General features: G+C 42.0%; 18 protein-coding genes and 1 other annotated feature. Of the genes, 16 read left to right on the top strand and 2 right to left on the bottom strand.

The genetic code is table 11. The features are described 5' to 3' along the window. Positions 1 to 24 precede the first annotated feature (24 nt). The 4 genes from CSV61_RS09860 (at position 25) to CSV61_RS09845 (ending at position 4,633) form a co-directional block, all read left to right on the top strand. Positions 25 to 1,110 carry a M42 family metallopeptidase gene (locus CSV61_RS09860; RefSeq protein ID WP_099639075.1) on the top strand — a complete coding sequence of 362 codons (1,086 nt, stop codon included), beginning with the start codon at positions 25 to 27 and terminating at the stop codon, positions 1,108 to 1,110. A 148-nt stretch (positions 1,111 to 1,258) separates the two neighbouring features. Beyond that, positions 1,259 to 2,224, top strand: a complete 966-nt coding sequence (gene argF, locus CSV61_RS09855; RefSeq protein ID WP_233193570.1) for an ornithine carbamoyltransferase — start codon at positions 1,259 to 1,261, stop codon at positions 2,222 to 2,224. A gap of 106 nt (positions 2,225 to 2,330) precedes the next feature. After that, complete coding sequence (locus CSV61_RS09850) at positions 2,331 to 2,786, top strand: small multi-drug export protein (protein WP_099639073.1); 456 nt, start codon at positions 2,331 to 2,333, stop codon at positions 2,784 to 2,786. A gap of 224 nt (positions 2,787 to 3,010) precedes the next feature. Next, entirely contained in the window at positions 3,011 to 4,633 is a 1,623-nt protein-coding gene (locus CSV61_RS09845) for a long-chain fatty acid--CoA ligase (RefSeq protein ID WP_099639102.1), read from the top strand. A gap of 139 nt (positions 4,634 to 4,772) precedes the next feature. Here CSV61_RS09845 and sspI read toward each other — a convergent pair whose 3' ends face one another. Then, a complete protein-coding gene (gene sspI / locus CSV61_RS09840; RefSeq protein WP_099639072.1) occupies positions 4,773 to 4,988 on the bottom strand; it encodes a small acid-soluble spore protein SspI in 216 nt (71 codons plus the stop codon). An 83-nt stretch (positions 4,989 to 5,071) separates the two neighbouring features. Between sspI and CSV61_RS09835 the strand changes: the two genes are divergently transcribed. The 3 genes from CSV61_RS09835 (at position 5,072) to pheT (ending at position 9,666) form a co-directional block, all read left to right on the top strand. After that, complete coding sequence (locus CSV61_RS09835; RefSeq protein WP_099639071.1) at positions 5,072 to 5,842, top strand: TrmH family RNA methyltransferase; 771 nt, start codon at positions 5,072 to 5,074, stop codon at positions 5,840 to 5,842. A 53-nt stretch (positions 5,843 to 5,895) separates the two neighbouring features. Further along, positions 5,896 to 6,132: a binding site (T-box leader), on the top strand. A 72-nt stretch (positions 6,133 to 6,204) separates the two neighbouring features. Then, entirely contained in the window at positions 6,205 to 7,242 is a 1,038-nt protein-coding gene (pheS, locus tag CSV61_RS09830; protein WP_099639070.1) for a phenylalanine--tRNA ligase subunit alpha, read from the top strand. A 12-nt stretch (positions 7,243 to 7,254) separates the two neighbouring features. Continuing rightward, a complete protein-coding gene (gene pheT / locus CSV61_RS09825; RefSeq protein WP_099639069.1) occupies positions 7,255 to 9,666 on the top strand; it encodes a phenylalanine--tRNA ligase subunit beta in 2,412 nt (803 codons plus the stop codon). 63 nt (positions 9,667 to 9,729) lie between these two features. Here pheT and rnhC read toward each other — a convergent pair whose 3' ends face one another. Further along, the gene (gene rnhC / locus CSV61_RS09820; RefSeq protein WP_099639068.1) at positions 9,730 to 10,659 is read right to left on the bottom strand and encodes a ribonuclease HIII; all 930 of its coding nucleotides are present in this window, start codon (positions 10,657 to 10,659) and stop codon (positions 9,730 to 9,732) included. 176 nt (positions 10,660 to 10,835) lie between these two features. Here rnhC and zapA point away from each other — a divergent pair, with 176 nt between their 5' ends. From zapA to CSV61_RS09775, 9 genes are all read left to right on the top strand, one after another. Next, on the top strand, positions 10,836 to 11,096 hold the full coding sequence (gene zapA, locus CSV61_RS09815; RefSeq protein WP_083032103.1) for a cell division protein ZapA: 261 nt from the start codon (positions 10,836 to 10,838) through the stop codon (positions 11,094 to 11,096). A 10-nt stretch (positions 11,097 to 11,106) separates the two neighbouring features. Continuing rightward, entirely contained in the window at positions 11,107 to 11,646 is a 540-nt protein-coding gene (locus tag CSV61_RS09810; protein WP_099639067.1) for a CvpA family protein, read from the top strand. Positions 11,647 to 11,732: 86 nt separating this feature from the next. Next, positions 11,733 to 13,439: a DNA polymerase/3'-5' exonuclease PolX gene (polX, locus tag CSV61_RS09805; RefSeq protein ID WP_099639066.1), complete on the top strand. Its 1,707-nt coding sequence runs from the start codon at positions 11,733 to 11,735 to the stop codon at positions 13,437 to 13,439. A 16-nt stretch (positions 13,440 to 13,455) separates the two neighbouring features. Then, entirely contained in the window at positions 13,456 to 15,813 is a 2,358-nt protein-coding gene (locus tag CSV61_RS09800) for an endonuclease MutS2 (protein WP_099639065.1), read from the top strand. Positions 15,814 to 15,876: 63 nt separating this feature from the next. After that, the gene (locus CSV61_RS09795; RefSeq protein WP_083032091.1) at positions 15,877 to 16,290 is read left to right on the top strand and encodes a DUF350 domain-containing protein; all 414 of its coding nucleotides are present in this window, start codon (positions 15,877 to 15,879) and stop codon (positions 16,288 to 16,290) included. Between the two features lie 389 nt (positions 16,291 to 16,679). Then, positions 16,680 to 18,383, top strand: coding sequence for an AMP-binding protein (locus CSV61_RS09790; protein ID WP_083032088.1), 1,704 nt, complete (start codon positions 16,680 to 16,682; stop codon positions 18,381 to 18,383). Positions 18,384 to 18,473: 90 nt separating this feature from the next. Next, complete coding sequence (locus CSV61_RS09785) at positions 18,474 to 19,058, top strand: fatty acid metabolism transcriptional regulator FadR (protein ID WP_083032085.1); 585 nt, start codon at positions 18,474 to 18,476, stop codon at positions 19,056 to 19,058. Positions 19,059 to 19,084: 26 nt separating this feature from the next. Continuing rightward, a complete protein-coding gene (locus tag CSV61_RS09780) occupies positions 19,085 to 19,858 on the top strand; it encodes an enoyl-CoA hydratase (RefSeq protein ID WP_099639064.1) in 774 nt (257 codons plus the stop codon). A 23-nt stretch (positions 19,859 to 19,881) separates the two neighbouring features. After that, on the top strand, positions 19,882 to 20,655 hold the full coding sequence (locus tag CSV61_RS09775) for an electron transfer flavoprotein subunit beta/FixA family protein (RefSeq protein WP_099639063.1): 774 nt from the start codon (positions 19,882 to 19,884) through the stop codon (positions 20,653 to 20,655). The last annotated feature ends 25 nt before the right edge of the window (positions 20,656 to 20,680 follow it).

The following is a 20,680-nucleotide window of genomic DNA, read 5'->3' as shown; positions in this document are numbered from 1 at the left end:
TAGAATGAGGAGGCAGAATTTTTTATGAAACTGGATAAGACATTAGAAATGCTAAAGGATTTAACAGATGCACGAGGAATTCCGGGCAATGAGCGTGAAGCACGAGACGTTATGACGAAGCACATCAAGCCCTATGCAGATAAAATCGATCATGATGGACTAGGTTCATTGATCGCTAGCAAAGACGGTGATGCAAACGGGCCGAAGATCATGATCGCGGGACATTTGGATGAAGTAGGATTTATGTTGACGCGAATCGATGACAAAGGCTTCATTTACTTTCAGACAGTTGGTGGCTGGTGGTCACAAGTTATGCTGGCGCAACGCGTTTCTATCGTGACACGTTCAGGCGAGACGATTACTGGAGTGATTGGTTCAAAGCCGCCACATATTCTGCCGCCTGAAGCTCGCAAGAAACCTGTCGATATTAAAGACATGTTCATTGATGTAGGTGCAGAATCAAAAGAAGAAGTTCTTTCATGGGGTGTTCTCCCAGGAGATATGATCGTACCGTATTTCGAATTCACGGTGATGAAAAATGAAAATTATTTGCTTGCGAAAGCATGGGATAATCGGATCGGCTGTGCCATTGCTATTGAAGTGATGAAGCAGTTGAAAGAAGAAAAGCATCCAAACCGTTTGTTCAGTGTAGGGGCTATTCAAGAAGAAGTTGGTTTGCGTGGAGCGAAAACGGCAACAAATAAAATTCAACCAGATATTGGGTTCGCAGTGGACGTAGGAATTGCAGGCGACACACCAGGGGTTACAGCAAAAGAATCTGTCGGTACAATGGGTGACGGTCCGCAGATCTTATTGTATGACGCTTCGATGGTATCTCATAGAGGATTACGCAATTTTGTCGTGGATACAGCGGAAGAACTCAATGTTCCGTATCAATTCGCGACGATGTCGGGTGGCGGAACAGATGGTGGATCAATCCATGTAAGCGGAACAGGAATCCCTACATTGGCGATCTGTATTCCAACACGCTACATTCACAGTCACGCGGCAATGCTTCATCGTCAAGACTTTGAAAACACCGTTAAATTATTGGTGGAAATTATTAAGCGTTTGGACGCGGAGACAGTGAAAAATATTACATTTGAATAAACTATACAATGACTCAGCGATGCTTAAAACGCATCGCTGTTTTTTTAATGCAATAATATGAAAAGTTATAAAAATTCATTTGACTTCATAAATATACATATGTATACTAGTTTATACATACTTCAAATGGATGGTAGGGGATCAACAAATGGTAAAGACAAATCAAGCAACTACAAGTATAGACAAAGAAAGCTTAAAAGGACGCGACTTTTTAACACTTCTCGATTATTCAAGTGAGGAGATCGCATATCTCGTGCAATTGGCATATGACATGAAACAAGATGCATTGGCTGGTAAGAAGCCCGACATCTTAGCGGGTAAGACACTGGGCATGATTTTTGAGAAGAACTCCACTCGTACACGTATTTCATTCGAAGTGGGCATGATCCAATTGGGCGGACATGGTCTATTTATGAATGCGCGGGATTTACAGATCGGACGTGGAGAGTCTGTTTCCGATACAGGAAAAGTATTATCTGAGTTTTTGGATGGTGTCATGATCCGTGCGAAATCTCACAAAATGGTGGAAGAGTTGGCGGAACATACTTCAGTTCCAATCATTAACGGATTAACTGATCTATTTCACCCGTGCCAAGCGATGGCAGATTTACTTACAATTAAAGAAGTAAAGGGCGATTTGAAAGGCTTAAAACTCTCTTATATCGGAGATGGAAACAATGTTGCGCATTCATTAGTTATTGCTGGTGCGCATATGGGCATGCATGTGTCTGTAGCGACACCTAAAGGCTATGAATACCACTCAGGTTTGTTTGAAAAAGCGAAGAAAATTGCTGAGTCTAATGGTGGAAGCGTGACGTCGACGTACGATCCGATTGAGTCTGCCACAGATGCGGATGCAATTTATACGGACGTTTGGACTAGTATGGGGCAGGAAGAAGAAGCAGCGAAGCGTCTAGTCGAATTCAAAGACTTTCAGATCAATGATCAGCTGGTCAGTCACGCGAAAAAAGATTATGTATTCTTACATTGTTTGCCAGCACACCGTGAAGAAGAAGTCTCGACTTCTGTAATTGACGGCAATAACTCGTATGTATTCCAGCAAGCAGGAAATCGTCTGCATGCACAAAAAGCCATCTTGGCATCTCTATTATAATCAATCGATTAACTGCTTTCCTTTTTATATGGAAAGCAGTTTTTTTATGTTCTGTGATCTAGCATTTGATATACTGAATGGAATCTAAAGTAGGGGAGGAAAATCGTTGATTACCTATTTACTTGTGTTTCTTGCAGGTGCAACTCCGGGATTTGAAGTATTGGTAGCAGTTCCTTTGGGGATTTTACGAGGCATGTCCCTGGCTACTGCTATTGGAGTTGGTTTTGCAGGAAACGCTTTAACTATAGTATTGGAAATTTTAATTTTTCATAGATTGAAAAAGTGGTGGGAAAGCAAAAAGAAAACGGCTGTAACGTCATCGAAGCGTACGGCACGTGCAGAGAAAATCTGGAAACGCTATGGCATACCAGGTCTAGCATTGCTTGGTCCAGTTCTGATCGGCTCCCATCTAGCAGCATTCCTAGCACTTGCTCTAGGTTCGTCCAAATCACAGACCACCATCTGGTTGCTGTTAAGTCTTGCTATTTGGTCCATTGTATTCGGCATACTAACCGTTCTTGGTGTAGATGCATTCTTTTGGACACGCCAAAAAATAGGTTAAGCGATATATTGCTGATTTTTGTAGACAGAATAGTCAGATAACATATATACTATATTCAGAAAGTAACGTCAGTAAGTATTCATAGAGTTATTCGTTTGCGCATAGAGTACATCCTGAGAATCATTCCATCTGCGCATTGATTTCATTGAAATGAATAGTACATGCTTTGGAACATGCACGACGGATTGATAATTTCACTTCTAACGAAAGAGGAGCGGATGGATATGATGCAAACACCATTGATTTTATCTACATTTATCACACGGGCAGAGCGGTTTTTTCCAAATAAGATGGTCATTTCAAGAACAGGAGAACAGCGGATACAGCGTTTTACGTATCGTGAATGGGCAAAGAGAACACGTAAACTATCGAATGCACTGACACAGTTAGGAATGGAGCACGGCACGAAAGTAGGAACGTTCGCTTGGAATCATCATCGACATTTAGAAGCTTATTTCGCAGTGCCTTGTACGGGTGCGATTCTTCATATGATCAACATTCGATTATCGCCTGAACATATTGTGTATATTATTAATCACGCAGAAGACGAAATCTTGCTAGTGGATGCAGAGTTTTTCCCCCATCTTGAAAAAATGGCACCGATGTTGAAGACGGTAAAACATTTTGTGGTCATGGGCGACAGTAAAGATATCCCTGAAACTACATTGGAAAATGTACATTCCTATGAAGCGCTGTTAGAAAGTGCGTCGGATGAGTACGACTATCCACAAGATTTGGATGAAAATACTCCAGCTGGCCTGTGCTACACATCCGCTACGACAGGATTGCCAAAAGGTGTTATGTATACGCACCGAGGATTAGTCCTGCAAAGTTATGCACTCGGATTATCCGATGCGATGGGGGTGTGTGAACGGGATATTGCCATGTCTGTTGTACCGATGTTTCACGTCAACGCATGGGGGATTCCTTTCGCTGGGGTTTTCTATGGTACGACACAAGTTTTGCCGGGACCAGGATTTAATCCGAAAGTGCTACTCGATTTAATTGAAAGCGAAAAAGTCACAATTACTGCGGGCGTTCCAACGATTTGGCTAGCTGTCCTGAAAGAGTTGGAGCAGAATCCACGAGACATCTCTTCATTGCGCGGTATTGTCTGTGGTGGCTCCGCTTCGCCAAAGGGCTTGATTCGGGCATTTGAGGAGAAATACAACGTGCCATTCATTGTCGGCTACGGCATGACGGAAACTTCGCCACTCGTTAGTTTATCGGTGCTAACTTCTTCTATGGATCATTTGACGACAGATGAAAGAATCGATATGCGTGCGTTGCAAGGGTTGGTTATGCCGGGACTTGATATTCGTGTCGTCAATGAAAATGGAGAAGTGCCGTGGGACGGCGAGACGATGGGTGAGTTGACTGTCAGAGGTCCGTGGATTGCGAGTGAATATTATAAAGACGAGCGTACAGAAGAAGCGTTTAAAGATGGTTGGTTGTATACAGGAGATATTGCAGTGATGACAGAAGACGGCTATCTAAAGTTAACGGATCGTACGAAAGATCTGATCAAAAGTGGTGGCGAATGGATTTCTTCTGTTGATTTAGAAAATGCGTTGATGTCGCATGATGATGTTTATGAGGCAGCAGTGATTGCAGTGCCGCATGAAAAGTGGATGGAGCGTCCGCTAGCTTGTGTAGTATTGAATGAGAATGTGGTGGAGGACGACGCCAAAGTACAGGAGTTGAAGGATTCGCTCAAAGTGCAGTTTGCGAGTTGGTGGATTCCAGATGAGATTTTGTTTGTCAAAGAGATTCCTAAGACGTCTGTCGGGAAGTTTTTGAAAGCTGCTTTACGTGATCAGTTGAAGGATCATTATACGCAGAAGTAAAAGACACGCGAGTGCACCGTTTCCCTGCGTTCCACTAACATTTTTTCTGAGAAGTGCGATGATAAGAAAATATAGTTCAAAAGATAAACCCTTCACACTTTAATCCATGTGAAGGGTTTATCTTTTCTTTATTGATCTTTTATTGTGCTTGTGCGAATGCTTGAGATAGTTCGTTGGTGATTTCCGCTTTTTCTTTTTCATCCGAACGCTTCCATAATTGCTCGAAAAACACACCTAACCCTGGTAATAGGTGTTCTTCTCCTCGCTGTATGGCATCGTCGATCACGCTTCGTACGTCAGTGGAGCTATTGTTTGTCATGTTTGCTGAGATTGCGTCGCGAATCTGGAAATTCATTTGTGTCAGCCTCCTTTTGTAGTATCTTTTCCACAACAGTCGCTAAATATACGTTGGTTTGGTACACTGAAAAGAAAAAAAGGATGTTCAGCCTCTTGAATAAACGAATCGAATCAACTCAGAACGCATTAGTGAAACATTGGAAGAAATTGGTTACCACTCGGAAAGAGCGAGATCAGACAAAAGAGTTCGTTGTAGAAGGATTTCACCTTGTTGAAGAAGCTCTTAAACAGCCAAGTTTAGTCATTCAGTTACTTGTGCGTGAAGACATCGAAATTCCGACACATTGGACTGCACCGATTATTGAACTGACTGCTATAGTTGCTAAGGAAATTTCTGAAACAGAACAAACACAAGGTGTTTTTGCGTATTGCAGACAGCCTCAATACGATGAAGCAGATCAGCATCAATGGAAGAAAGTGTTGCTAATTGATGCTGTACAAGATCCAGGCAATATCGGTACGATGATACGTACGGCAGACGCGGCAGGTCTTGATGCAGTAATTTTAGGTAAAGGATGTGCAGATCCATTCAACCCGAAAACGGTTCGCTCTGCGCAAGGTTCTCATTTCCATATTCCTGTCGTACGTGAAGAGTTGACTGTTTGGATAGATCGATTAAAGACCCATCAAGTTCCAATCATCGGCACAGGTTTACAGCAAGCCATTTCACTTAACGAATTAGAAGCACACTCTTCATTCGCGCTACTTGTAGGAAATGAAGGAAGTGGTGTCGACGATGAATTACTGGCGCAAGCTGATCATGTAGTGAAAATCCCGTTATACGGTCAAGCTGAATCATTGAATGTGGCAGTTGCGACTGGAATATTACTGTACACACTACGTCAGCCATGACATCGCTATTGAAGGCGTAAACGATTTACGGTATACTAGAAGGCGAATCAAAGAAAATAGCAATGACCGGGAAGAGTAAATGGCAAGGCACGTGATCAGGGATTTCACACCTCGACTGAAAGTGTGGAAAACGATGCGCCATTGAAGTTCACCCCGTGAGCTGCACGCTTGGACCAGACATGTAAAGGCGTGCCGGCATAGGACCGTTATTCCAATTTAAGTGATTTTGCATCGTCTTTTTTGATGCAAACTAATCAGGGTGGTACCGCGAAATCGACCTCGTCCCTTTTATAGGGGCGAGTTTTTTTGTTTTCGGGAAGTTTAGTGATGTAGCCGCCAAATAGAGAGAGGAGCAAGTACACATGAAGGAACAGTTGCATGAACTGAAAGAACAAGTAATGTTGAAAATCAATGAATCCCATACTGTTAAAGAGTTAAACGATGTACGCGTAGCGTATCTTGGGAAAAAAGGTCCGATTACCGACCTATTAAAAGGGATGGGTAAATTACCTGCTGAAGAGCGTCCGAAGATGGGGGCGCTCGTCAATGAAATCCGAGAAAGTGTAACGGCAATTCTTGAGGAACGTAAAGAGATCCTCGAACAGCAAGCGATCCAAGAACAACTGGAAAGTGAATCGATCGATGTTACGTTACCAGGGCGTCCAATAACACTTGGTAATCATCATCCATTAACACGTGTAGTAGAGGAAATCGAAGACTTTTTCATCAGCATGGGCTATGAAATCGCTGAAGGACCCGAAGTAGAAAAAGATTACTACAACTTCGAAGCACTGAATTTGCCAAAAGGTCACCCGGCTCGTGATATGCAAGATTCCTTCTATATTACAGAGGACATTTTATTACGCACACATACATCACCTGTCCAAGCACGTACGATGGAAGCGAAAGACGGTGCCGCTATCAAAATCATTTGTCCTGGTAAAGTATACCGACGAGATTCGGATGATGCGACGCATTCTCATCAATTCACGCAGATCGAAGGACTGGTTGTGGGCGAAAATATCCGCATGAGCGACTTGAAAGGCACACTTGATTTACTAGCGAAGAAATTATTCGGTGCTGAGCGTGAAATTCGTTTGCGTCCAAGCTTCTTCCCATTCACTGAGCCTTCAGTTGAAATGGATATTTCTTGTTTTAAGTGTGGCGGGTCAGGTTGTAACGTGTGTAAGAAAACTGGCTGGATTGAAATTTTAGGAGCGGGTATGGTCCATCCAAACGTTTTGGAAATGGCTGGCTACAACCCAGAAGAAGTTACAGGATTTGCATTCGGCATGGGGCCGGAAAGAATTGCGATGTTAAAATACGGAGTGGAAGATATTCGTCATTTCTATACAAATGACATTCGGTTTATTTCACAATTCCACCGGTCAGAGGCATAAGGAGGAATATGGATGTTAGTATCAACAAATTGGTTAAGTAATTACGTAGACTGGAATGAACTGTCCATAGAAGAACTGGCAGAAAAAATCACTCGTGCTGGTATTGAAGTAGATGGCATTATTGATCGTTCATTCGGTATGGACAATATTGTAATTGGACATGTGAATAGCTGTGTGAAACATCCTGAAGCGGATAAATTACATATTTGTCAAGTTGATGTAGGTGGAGAGATTTCGCAAATTATTTGTGGAGCTCCAAATATCGCAGAAGGACAAAATGTGATTGTTGCACGACCAGGGGCTATCTTGCCTGGTGGAATGAAAATTAAGAAAGCGAAACTTCGTGGGGAAGAATCTAACGGCATGATCTGTTCGCTGCAAGAACTCGGTATCGAAGGAAAGTTGGTTCCAAAAGCGTATGCAGAAGGAATCTATGTGTTGCCAAGTGACGTGCGTGCTGGAGATAGCGCATTGACGCATCTTGGGTTGTACGATCGTATTTTAGAATTTGATTTAACGCCAAATCGTTCGGATGCACTGAGTATGCTGGGTGTTGCGTATGAAGTAGGAGCGATTTTATCGAAAGATATTAAGCTGCCCGAAATTTCGTATGCAGAGACTGCAGAAAAAGCGCAAGACGTTTTGAAGCTTACTGTAGAAGCAACTGAAGATAATCCCATGTATGTGGCAAAAGTAGTGAAGAACGTCAAAGTGGCGGAATCACCTCAGTGGTTGCAAAACACGTTAATGTCAGCGGGTATCCGACCGCATAATAACGTGGTCGATATCACGAACTATGTATTGATGGAATATGGCCAGCCTCTTCATGCATTTGACTATGACCGTCTCGAAACTAAAGAGATTGTCGTGCGTCATGCTCGTGAAGGCGAAAAAATGGTGACGCTTGATCAAGTAGAACGTACATTAAATGGACAACAACTAGTCATAACGAATGGCAAAGAGCCAGTTGCACTTGCGGGTGTCATGGGCGGCGCTAATTCAGAAGTGTATGAAGGTACTTCAACTGTTGTGATCGAGTCAGCATATTTTGCACCAGGTTCTGTTCGACAAACATCTAAAGAAGTGGGCTTACGCAGTGATGCTAGCACACGCTTTGAAAAAGGTGTAGATCCGAATCGCGTAGCAGAGGCAGCAGAGCGAGCAGCACAATTGATGGCTGAACTGGCAGGTGGAGAAGTACTTGAGGGGTCGGTTACGTTCGACGAACTTGACAAAACACCTGAGAGAATCATTCTCTCACCAGACTACGTAAATAATCGTCTAGGCATGAAGATTGCTATGGATGAAATGAAATCCATTATGGACCGTTTGCAAATCCCGACGGAATTAATCAATGGCCAACTCGTGATGGATATCCCGACGCGACGACAAGACTTGAAAATCAAAGAAGATATGATTGAAGAAATTGCACGTCTATACGGCTATGATGAGATCCCAAAAACATTGCCAATCGTAGAAAGTACACCAGGTGGTTTGACTCCATATCAAACAAAGCGTCGCATTGTCCGCAGATACCTTGAAGCCGCAGGTCTATCGCAAGCTTTAACGTATTCATTGGCTTCACCAAAAGATGCGCAAGCTTTCGCATTGGAGACAGCTCCTGTAACAAAATTGCTTATGCCGATGAGTGAAGAGCGCAGTATTCTTCGACAAAGCATCATTCCACACCTTCTCGACGCTGCAACGTATAACGTAGCTCGCCGCAATGATTCAATTGCACTTTACGAAACAGGATCAGTTTTCCTCGGTATCGAAGAAGACGGTTTACCGAAAGAAGTAGAACATGTTGCAGCCGTATTGACTGGTAAATGGGTTTATCATGCATGGCAAGGCGAAACGAAAAAAGTGGATTTCTTCGTTATGAAAGGAATTGTAGAAGGATTATTTGAGCAGTTAGGTTTGCTCGAACGACTACAATTCACAAAAGCGACGGTGGAGCAAATGCATCCAGGTCGTACAGCTACAATATGGTTAGATGATCAGTCAGTAGGGATCATCGGTCAAGTACACCCAACTGTGCAAAATCATCGTGACTTGCAAGAAACGTATGTCATGGAAATGAACTTGCAGTCTATTATGCAAACTGCGACGGAAGAGCTGTTGTATGAAGCGGTTCCGCGCTATCCTTCCATCTCTCGTGATATTGCTCTAGTTGTTGATCGAGACACATCCGCTGCAGACTTGGAGAAAATTATCGAGCAAGCAGGCGGGAAATTACTGAAGAAAGTTCAGTTGTTTGATTTATATGAAGGGAAGAACGTGGAAGAAGGAACAAAATCCGTTGCGTTCTCTCTAACATACTTCGATCCTGAGCGTACGTTGACGGATGAAGATGTCGTCAAAGCGCACAGTAAAGTATTGGACGCGTTAACTGTGCAAGCAAACGCACAGCTTCGCTCCTAATAAATAAGCAGGCTACCTGTCAGTTTTGTGACGGGTGGCCTGCTCTGTTTTCGTGCCATCTTCTTATTTTTTATAGGCGAGTTTCAATGCCTTTTGTGTATTGGCGAAATGTACTTTCGTAATAGAGTGTAGAAATGGCTCTCCCTTTTTACGGATAACTTGACAAGCTACTTGATCAACTTTAGGACCGGCACCTTTAGGTAATGTGACACCAGCTTGACTACTTAGTTGATCCATTGCTTCAAGGAATGCAACCCGCGCGAGTATAGAGGCTGTCGCTACCGATACATGAAGGTTTTCAGCTTTTGTTGAAAACAGAACTTTGTCTTGAATGATACTAGATTCATCTTTTAAGTAATTATAGTAAACACGCCGCTCTGCAAACTGGTCAATGAGAGTATATTCCGGTAAAACAGGACGCATCTGATCGAGTACTTCCTGAAGGGCTTGGTTATGAAGAATAGCTTTGATTTTGCCTTGCGACCATCCTTTACCTTGGATTTCATTATATTTGACGTTATCAAGCGTCAACACGGAGTAAGTGACAACTTGTTTCAAATCCTCAGCGATTTGCTGCATATACGCATCTGTAAGTTGTTTGGAATCTTTTACTCCTAGTTCTTTCACCAATTCAATCTGCTCACTACTAACAAAACAAGCAGCTACAGTGATAGGACCGAAGAAATCTCCAGTACCTGTCTCATCTGAGCCAAGTACAGATAACGATGCGAAGTTTGCGGGTAACGTATCTCCTTTTGCTCCAGAAGGTGTTACTTTTGCTACAGTTCCTATGTTTCCCCAGCGTGCGGCTTCTCTGTCAGCGCCTGCTCCTTGAAACAATACTTTACCTGACCGGTAAGCAGTGATAGATGTATCAGCAGTTTTGGCTGCGAAAACGACACCTGGTGCATTACGGATGACTTTATTTGTTTCATAGAAGCGAATGACTTCCGGCATTTCCTTTTCAGATAGAACGATGACTTGATTACTCACTTTTTTACCCACTCCTCGAAATGATCTAGTACTCAGTATACCTGAAACTAGAATTTCTACCGAAAAAATAATGTCTGAAATTCGAATCTCGTGTCCATATGAGGCGTAATTGATTCACAAGTAATTGATTTTCATGGTATGATTATAAAAGGGTTTTTAAGAGGGAGGGCGTAAAAATGGCGGACAAAAAAAGAGCAAGAGTGACAGTTGATATCTACGGACAAACATATACGGTTGTTGGTACGGAACCATCTGCACATGTACGTTATGTAGCCTCGCTCGTTGATGAAAAAATGCGCGAAATCAGTAAGCATAATCGACACCTCGACAGCAAGAGGATTGCTGTTCTGACAGCGGTAAATAGTGTCCACGAATTTCTGAAACTACAAGACAGAGTAAAAGAATTAGAAGAAGAAGTGAAAAACATGAAGGGTTGAGGGGCGAAATATGATAGATTTACTCATTATTTTACTGCTTGTAGGCGGCCTGATTGCAGGCTTTAGACGCGGATTCATCGTACAGCTCATCCATATGTTAGGATTGATTGTATCGGTAATCGTAGCGTATAAATTCTACAAGCCATTTGCAGAAAAATTAATACTATGGATACCTTATCCAGGGGCGACTGCAGCCGATTCACTGAGCTGGACGTTCGATAACTTGGATTTGGATATGACGTTTTACCGGTTGATCGCATTTATCCTGATTTTTGTCGGAATGAAGTTAGTTTTGCAATTAGTAGGTTCCATGCTAGACTTTATCAAGCATATTCCGATCCTTGGTTTTGGCGCACGTCTGATTGGTGCTGGACTAGGCTTTATTGAATTCTATGTCATCATCTTTTTCGTTTTATCTTTACTGGCGATGCTTCCTGTTGAAGTCATCCAAAACTCATTAGGTCATTCATTGCTGGCGAAAGCGATGTTCGAACATACGCCAATTATTTCCTCGGCAATAAAGAATTGGTGGTTCGTTTATATAGGCTAACGCTTGTAAATAATGTACTGTACATATGAACTAAAAGCTTCCCGAACGCGTGGAAGCTTTTTTAACAGAGTGGGGAGGATACTGACGTGAATAAAAAGACGATAATCCGTACATTTGAAAAAATTGCCTTATACATGGAGCTACTTGGAGAAAATCATTTCAAGGTAGCAGCATTTAGAAAAGCCGCTTCGACTTTAGAATTGGACACGAGAAGTCTTGCGGAGATGGATGATATCTTGTCATTGAAGGGAATCGGCAAAGGGACCGGTGCGGTCATTGTGGATTTGATGGAGAAAGGAACTTCAGATGTCTTGACGGAGCTTGAAGAGAAAGTTCCGAAAGGATTGATTCCTCTCTTGAATATCCCTGGACTTGGCGGAAAGAAAATAGCCAAACTACGAGAAGCGTTAAACATTGATTCGATTGAATCACTTCAAGCGGCTTGCGAACGACAAGAGGTAAGCAAAATTCCTGGATTCGGTAAAAAGACAGAAGAAAATTTATTGCGTGAAATTGAAATACTCGCAAATCGTTCCGGTAAGACACCGATTTGGCAAGTGACTAAAGTCGTTGAGATCGTGCAAGCTGAATTAGAGTTGATCGATGAGATTCAAAAGTATCAAGTAGCAGGGAGTTATCGCAGGCGGGAAGAAGAAAGTTCAGATGTGGACTGGATTCTCGTAACTGAAGAACCGCAAATCGTTCGGGAAAAAATATTGGCTGCTTTACCGATCGAAAAAGTGATTGCAGCAGGGGACGCGAAACTGTCGATTTCACTGGACACAGAAAACCCTATCGATGCAGATTTCCGTTTTGTCACGGAAAACCAATTCGCGACTGCGCTTCATCATTTTACTGGCTCCGCCGCACATAACATACGGATGCGTCAGTTGGCTAAAAATCGCAAACAGAAAATTAGTGAATACGGTGTGGAAGACGAAACAGGACATGTGCAGACATTTTCTAGTGAAACGGAATTCTTTGCACACTTTGATTTGCCGTTTATTCCTCCAAGTATTCGTAAGGACGGAACGGAGCTTGATCGAGCAGAAGAAATCTCTACACTTGTCACACCTGATTTGATTCGTTCTGATTTGCATATGCACACTACTTGGTCAGATGGCGGTCATTCCATTGAAGAAATGGTAGAAGCCTGTCGTGCAAAAGGTTATTCACATTTGGTCATCACCGATCATTCGCATTATTTAAAAGTAGCAAATGGTTTAACACCTGAGCGTTTATTGAAGCAAATAGAAGAAATTCGTGCAGTGAACGCGAAGTACGATGATATTGAGGTGTTCTGCGGAACGGAGATGGACATTCTGCCAGATGGGAAGTTAGATTTTGAAGATGAGATTCTAGAGCAACTTGACTTTGTCATTGCGTCTATTCACTCTAGTTTCAATCAACCACAAGAGCAAATTATGGAGCGTCTACATGCCGCGTGTAAAAATCCGCACGTACACATGATTGCCCACCCGACAGGTCGTATTATTGGTCAACGCGAAGGGTATAATCCGGATATCGAGCAGCTCATTAAGTGGGCGAGCGAATATGGCAAAATACTAGAAGTGAACGCCAGTCCATATCGTTTGGATTTACGCACAGAACACATCATGCAAGCAATAGAAGCTGGTGTCAATATTGCAATCAATACAGATGCGCATGCGACTGAACAGCTTGATATTATGCCGATTGGCGTAGAATACGCACAAAAAGCTTGGCTTGCTGCTGAACAAGTAGTCAATACATGGCCGCTTGAGACATTTATTGAGAAAGTGATCCGTAGATGAAAGGGAGTGTAAGACATTGGAAAAGCGTGTCTTGAAAACACTTGAATTTGATAAAATCATTCAACAAGTAGCGGCACAATGTACGTCCATCGCGGGCCGTGCACATATAGAACAGTTAGTACCTTCAACAAACCTCGAAGATGTCAATCGGTTACTTGAGGAAACAGATGAAGGATTAGCACTTTTACGAATCCGCGGGAATGTCCCAATGGGTGGAATCCATGATATTCGATCCCATGCGAAACGAGCGCAAATTGGCGGCATGTTAAGCGCAATGGAATTAGTGGAAATTGCTGACACGATCCGGGCCAGTAGAATTCTTCGTCAGTTTTTAGAAGCGGTTACAGCTGAGGACGAGATTACTATTCCTCATTTAATCGCACGTAAGGAAGCGATGCCGATCCTGACGGCAATCGAACATGAAGTCAATGCAGCGATCGATGACAATGGTCGAGTGATGGACAGTGCTTCATCCGGGTTACGTTCGATCCGTCAAAGTTTACGTATCCAAGAAAGTCGTGTGCGTGAACGTCTTGAAAGTTATACGAGAGGGAAAAATGCATCGAAAATGTTGTCTGATGCAATCGTCACAATGCGAAATGATCGTTATTGTATTCCCGTTAAAGCAGAATATCGTTCACACTATGGCGGTGTAATTCACGATATGTCATCATCTGGCCAGACGTTATTCATCGAACCGGATGCAGTCGTACAAGCGAATAACGAGATTCGTGAATTGAAAGTCAAAGAACAGGAAGAAATTGAAAAGATTTTGCTTGCCTTATCTGCAAGTATTCAAGAAATCGCCCATGAGCTATTTACATTGGTGCAGCTATTGGCAGAAGTAGATGTCATTTTAGCAAAAGCTAAGTATGGTACTGCAAATAAATGTACAAAACCAGCAGTTAACGCAGATGGCTATATGCGACTGTCTAAAGCGCGTCACCCGCTCCTACCGATTAATGAAGCGGTAGCGAATACGATTGAATTTGGCGCCGATGTCACAACCATTGTGATCACAGGTCCAAATACAGGTGGTAAAACAGTTACACTAAAAACAGTTGGCCTTTGCACGTTGATGGCACAAGCAGGTCTACCTATTCCAGTACTTGATGGCTCTGAAGTCGCCGTCTTTGATTCGATTTATGCAGATATCGGTGATGAGCAATCAATCGAACAGAGCTTGAGTACGTTTTCATCTCATATGGTCAACATTGTGAATATATTGAAGAAGTTCGATGAACGTTCTCTATTATTATTCGATGAATTAGGTTCAGGGACAGATCCTCAAGAAGGTGCTGCTCTTGCCATATCCATTTTGGATGAAGTGCACGGCACGGGCGCACGTGTGATGGCGACCACTCACTATCCCGAATTAAAAGCGTATAGCTTTAACCGAACAGGTGTAGCCAATGCGAGTGTTGAATTTGACATTGACACATTGAGCCCGACTTATCGTTTACTGATCGGTGTACCAGGACGAAGTAACGCGTTTGAAATTTCCAAACGACTAGGTTTACAAAGTCATGTAATCGATCGCGCAAAGAGTTTCACAGGAGAAAATCGCGGAGAAGTAGATTCCATGATTGCCTCTCTTGAAACGAGTCGTGTACAATCCGAAAAAGATGCTGAACGTACACATGACGTACTTTTGGAAACTGAGAAGCTGAAGAAAGAATTGCACGATAAATTACAAGAATTCGAAGAGCAAAAAGACCGTTTAACGGAAGCGGCCAAAGAGAAAGCGAAAAAAATCGTAGATCAGGCTAAAACAGAATCCGAAGCGGTTATTTCAGACTTACGTGCTCTACGAATGAATGCAGGAGCCAGCGTGAAGGAGCATGAGTTAATCGAAGCTCGAAAGCGTTTGGAAGGCGCTGCACCTGAAGAAAAGAAAAAGAAAGCCATTAAAGCTCAAGCAGGACCTCGTCCGTTACAACAAGGAGACGAAGTGAAAGTACTTGCCTATGGACAAAAAGGAACTCTTGTTGAAAAAGTATCAGACAAAGAGTGGGTCGTTCAAATTGGTATTTTGAAGATGAAATTACCGGAATCGGGATTGCAATATACGAAACCTGAAAAAGAAAAGAAACAAACCACAGTTTCAGCAGTAAGAGGGCGTTCGGGGCATGTTAAAATGGAGCTTGATTTACGTGGTGAACGATATGAAGATGCCCTAGCGCGAACCGAGAAGTATATTGATGACGCGTTACTGTCTAACTACCATCAAGTGAACATTATTCACGGTAAAGGAACGGGTGCACTTCGACAAGGTGTTCAACAATATTTGAAAAAACATTCACGCGTTAAATCCTATCGCTTTGGTGAAGCGGGCGAAGGTGGAAGTGGCGTGACTGTAGTAGAATTAAAATAAATGAAACCTTTCAGCTGCTTGGGCCGTATGACAAGCAAGAGAACATAAAGAAGGTGTGGCGTTATGAATCATACGGGATTTTGGAGTCATCCATTAGTTGAGACGGCCGGGTATTTCAGTGTCGTTACACTGTGCTTGATCGTCTCAATGGTACTATTTGAAATCGTAACAAAATATAAAAACTGGGAAGAGATCCGTAAAGGGAATTTGTCAGTGGCGATGGCAACAGGCGGAAAGATATTTGGTGTCGCTAATATATTCCGTTATTCTATCGAGCAGCATAATAGCCTGCCGCAGATGATGGGCTGGGGCTTATACGGTTTTGTGCTTCTCGTCTTCGCCTATTTGCTGTTCGAATTCCTAACACCGAAATTTAAAGTGGACAAGGAGATCCAGGCTGACAACCGCTCCGTAGGATTTATTTCGCTCTGTATTTCGGTAGGTCTGTCATTCGTCATCGGCGCCAGTATTTCATAGGAGATCGCATATTATGGAAAGATTAATTAAGATACTATTAGTAGTCTGTGTACTTTTCGTCCTCGTCGGCGTGTACTGGCTCTTCAACAACACACCATGACCTCGGTCTTGGTGTTTTTTGTATGTAAAATGCGGGAGAGGAATGATGCTCTAGCTGGCCGACGCCCATGGGCTCGCGTTCCCTCTGTAGCGGAAAAGCATTTATATCTTATATTCAGCTTCTCAATTTTTAGAAATGAATATAAGTACTGTCTCTCACATAGACTAAGAGGTATGTATGCAAAAGAATAAAGCGCTTTCATATTTATCTTGTAAACTAATTAGTTTATCGATATACTAATGAATAAGGAATGTTCTAACAATTACATGAATGTAAAGGAGTTGTAAAGATGACAAATAAACCTTGGCTTGCTGCATATCCGAAAGAAATTCCGACTACTTTAGAATACGAAAATATTCCATTGCAAGACTATCTAACAAGGTCTAGCAAAAAGTATTCAACTAACACAGCCATTCATTTTATGGGGAAAGACATCACGTTCAAAGAATTTCACGAGTCTGCTCTAAAATTTGCTAGCTACTTGCAAAAATTAGGAGTTGTAAAAGGTGATCGCGTAGCCATCATGCTTCCAAACTGTCCGCAAAGCGCCATCGCATACTTTGGTATTCTTTATGCAGGTGCAATAGTAGTCCAAACTAATCCATTGTATACAGAGCGTGAATTGCATTATCAACTCTCTGATTCGGGTGCAAAAGTCATTATTTCACTTGATATCCTGTTTCCACGGGTTACGAAAGCAATGAATGGAACTGCGCTTGAAAATATTATCATTACGGGAATCAAAGATTATCTTCCATTTCCCAAAAATCTAGTTTATCCTTTCATTCAGAAAAAAGAGCATAAGTTGACTGTAAAAGTAGAACATCGTGGCATTCATCATTTATATACCGAAATCATGAAATCAACAAAACCTGATCCGATTCATATAGCTTATGAGAAAGGCGATATTGCCTTATTGCAGTATACAGGAGGAACGACAGGCCCTCCGAAAGGTGTAGAACTGACACATTCCAATTTAATCAGCAATACTGAAATGTGTAGTGCTTGGTTATATAAAACAACGGATGGCGAAGAAACGATTATGGGTATTCTACCGTTCTTCCATGTCTATGGGATGACGACAGTTTTGATTTTCGCTGTAATGAAAGGTCATAAGATGGTGTTGATTCCTAAATTTGATTTCAAGACTGCATTACAAGATATTGACAAACAAAAACCTACGTTATTCCCAGGTGCACCTACGATCTATATTGGACTGTTGAATCATCCTGATTTAGAAAAATATGATCTATCTTCTATTAAAGCTTGTATCAGTGGATCTGCCGCATTACCAATTGAAGTGAAAGAAAAGTTTGAAGCAGTAACAGGTGGCAAACTTGTAGAAGGATATGGCTTAACAGAAACATCTCCTGTTGCTATGGCGAACTTTGTGTGGGATGGATTGGAAAAGCGTGGCTCTATCGGAGTTCCATGGCCAGATACGGATGGATGTGTGCTGGGGCCTGGCTCATCAGAACCGTTACCAGTAGGAGAAATTGGAGAGATTGCAGTCAAAGGACCTCAAGTTATGACAGGTTATTGGAATAGACCTGACGACACACAGGAATCATTCCGTGATGGATGGTTTTTGACAGGGGATCTAGGGTATATGGATGAGGACGGATACTTCTATGTTGTCGATCGCAAAAAGGATATGATTATCGCAAGCGGCTTCAATGTCTACCCACGTGAGATTGAAGAAGTCCTATATGAACATCCAGCCATTCTAGAATGTATCGTAGCTGGTGTACCAGATCCATATCGCGGTGAAACAGTTAAAGCTTATATTGTGTTAAAAGAAGGATATTCCATAACAGAAAAAGAATTAGATACGTATTGCAGAAAACAGCTTGCTGCATTTAAAGTTCCAAAGCATTATGATTTCCGTGAAGATCTTCCCAAAACAGCAGTAGGTAAAATTTTGCGTAGAACATTAGTTGAGGAAGAGCGAAAAAAATTAACGGAAGTGCAAAATTCATTAAAAAGTTCGTGACAAAATGCTTGACTATAACTCAAAAGAATATTAATATGAAAATATGAATGAATCATCATTCATATTTTTCTTTTTGGTGGTGAAACATTAATGAAGCGAACAAAACCTAAATATAAACAAATTGTAGATGCTGCAGTAATCGTGATTGCAGAGAATGGATACCACCAAGCACAAGTCTCAAAAATTGCTAAAGAAGCTGGAGTTGCGGATGGAACAATTTATTTATATTTTAAAAATAAAGAAGACATCCTCGTATCTGTATTCAGAGAAAAAATGGAAATATTCGTAGAAAACATTAAAGAAATATTAAAAAGAGATCTTCCCATTGCAGAAAAATTGCAATTGGTTGTAGAAAACCATTTTACCGTCCTACAAGAAGATCCTCACTTAGCGATCGTCACACAATTGGAACTCAGACAGTCAAATAAAGATCTGCGATTCCAAATCAATAATGTGTTGAAAGAATATATGGTTTTGTTGGATACTTTGCTTGAAGAAGGGGTAGAGAAAGGAGAGTTGTCTCCCAATCTTGACCTGAGACTAGCAAGGCAGATGTTATTTGGCACAATGGACGAGACCATTACCTCTTGGGTGATGAACGAACAGAAATTTAATTTAGTTAGATTAGCACCTAAAGTTAGTGACATGCTATTGCATGGTTACAAACTACAGTAAGCATTGTATTAAAGGAGAGATCGTAGATGACATTGATTAACTTGGAGAAAGACGGACATGTCGCATTAGCGAAAATTGACCATCCACCAGCGAACGCACTGTCTTCGAAACTGATTGAAGAAGTGGATCAGCTATTAACTAGTGTAGAGCATGACGACGATGTCCGCGTTGTGGTTCTGTACGGTGAAGGTCGATTCTTCTCAGCGGGTGCTGACATTAAAGAATTTACAACAGTGGATACAGGGGCGGCGTTCTCAAAGCTTTCTAGTAAAGGACAAGAAGTTTTCGAGCGTTTAGAGAATTTTCCTAAACCTGTAATCGCTTCCATTCATGGAGCGGCACTTGGCGGTGGGTTAGAGCTTGCTATGGCTTGCCATATCCGTTTGGTTACAAAAAGTGCAAAACTAGGCTTGCCTGAATTACAACTAGGTCTCATTCCTGGATTTGCGGGCACACAACGTTTACCACGACTAGTTGGTGTAGCGAAGGCAGCAGAAATTATGTTGACTAGCGATCCAATCTCAGGCGAAGACGCAGTACAGTGGGGGCTTGCAAACCATTCATATTCGGATGAAGAACTCTCGGCTGAAACATTGAAGCTTGCAAAGAAGATTTCTCAAAAGAGTCCAATTGCAGTGAAACATGCTTTACGTATGCTTTCATACTCAAAAGATCAGTCGTTTTATGAAGGTGTCGAAGAAGAAGCTAAGTCATTTGGAGATGTTTTCGTCTCTGAAGATGCAAAAGAAGGTATTCAAGCATTTATCGAAAAACGTCAACCTACATTTACAGGGAAGTAATTATCGAATAGGAGGTTCTATTAATGAACATTTATGCATTAGTAAAAAGAACATTTGATACGGAAGAAAAAATCTCAATCTCAAACGGTGCGATTGCTGAAGATGGTGCAGAATTCATCATTAACCCATACGATGAGTACGCAGTAGAAGAAGCTATTAAACTACGTGACGAACACGGTGGAGAAGTCACTGTATTATCAATCGGTGACGAAGATTCCGAGAAACAATTGCGTACAGCATTGGCGATGGGTGCAGACAAAGCAGTACTCATCAATATTGAAGACGACATTGATGATATCGATGAATATACGTCTGCGAAAGTTATTGCAGATTACTTGAAAGATAAAGATGCTGATCTGATTCTAGCAGGTAACGTCGCAATTGATGGCGGGTCAGGACAAGTAGGACCTCGTGTAGCAGAATTACTAGGCATTAACTACGTCACGACAATTACTGAGTTAACAATAGACGGAACGAACGCAACAGTGGTACGCGATGTAGAAGGGGACTCGGAAACGATTGAAACGTCCCTACCACTTCTAGTAACAGCACAACAAGGTCTAAACGAACCGCGTTATCCTTCTTTGCCTGGAATTATGAAAGCTAAGAAGAAACCTCTGGAAGATCTAGAGTTCGATGATCTAGACCTAGATGAAGATGACGTAGAAGCGAAGACGGAAACGAAAGAAGTCTTCCTACCACCGGCTAAAGAAGCGGGACGTGTACTTGAAGGAGAGCCGGCAGATCAAGCGGCTGAACTGATAAAATTATTGCGTAACGAAGCGAAAGTAATTTAATTCATATAGAGAACCGTAATTAGGA

Source organism: Sporosarcina sp. P3 (assembly GCF_002743415.1).
GTDB lineage: Bacteria > Bacillota > Bacilli > Bacillales_A > Planococcaceae > Sporosarcina > Sporosarcina ureae_A.
Note: the sequence above shows the minus strand (reverse complement) of the source record. Positions and strands in the feature narration are given on the sequence as shown.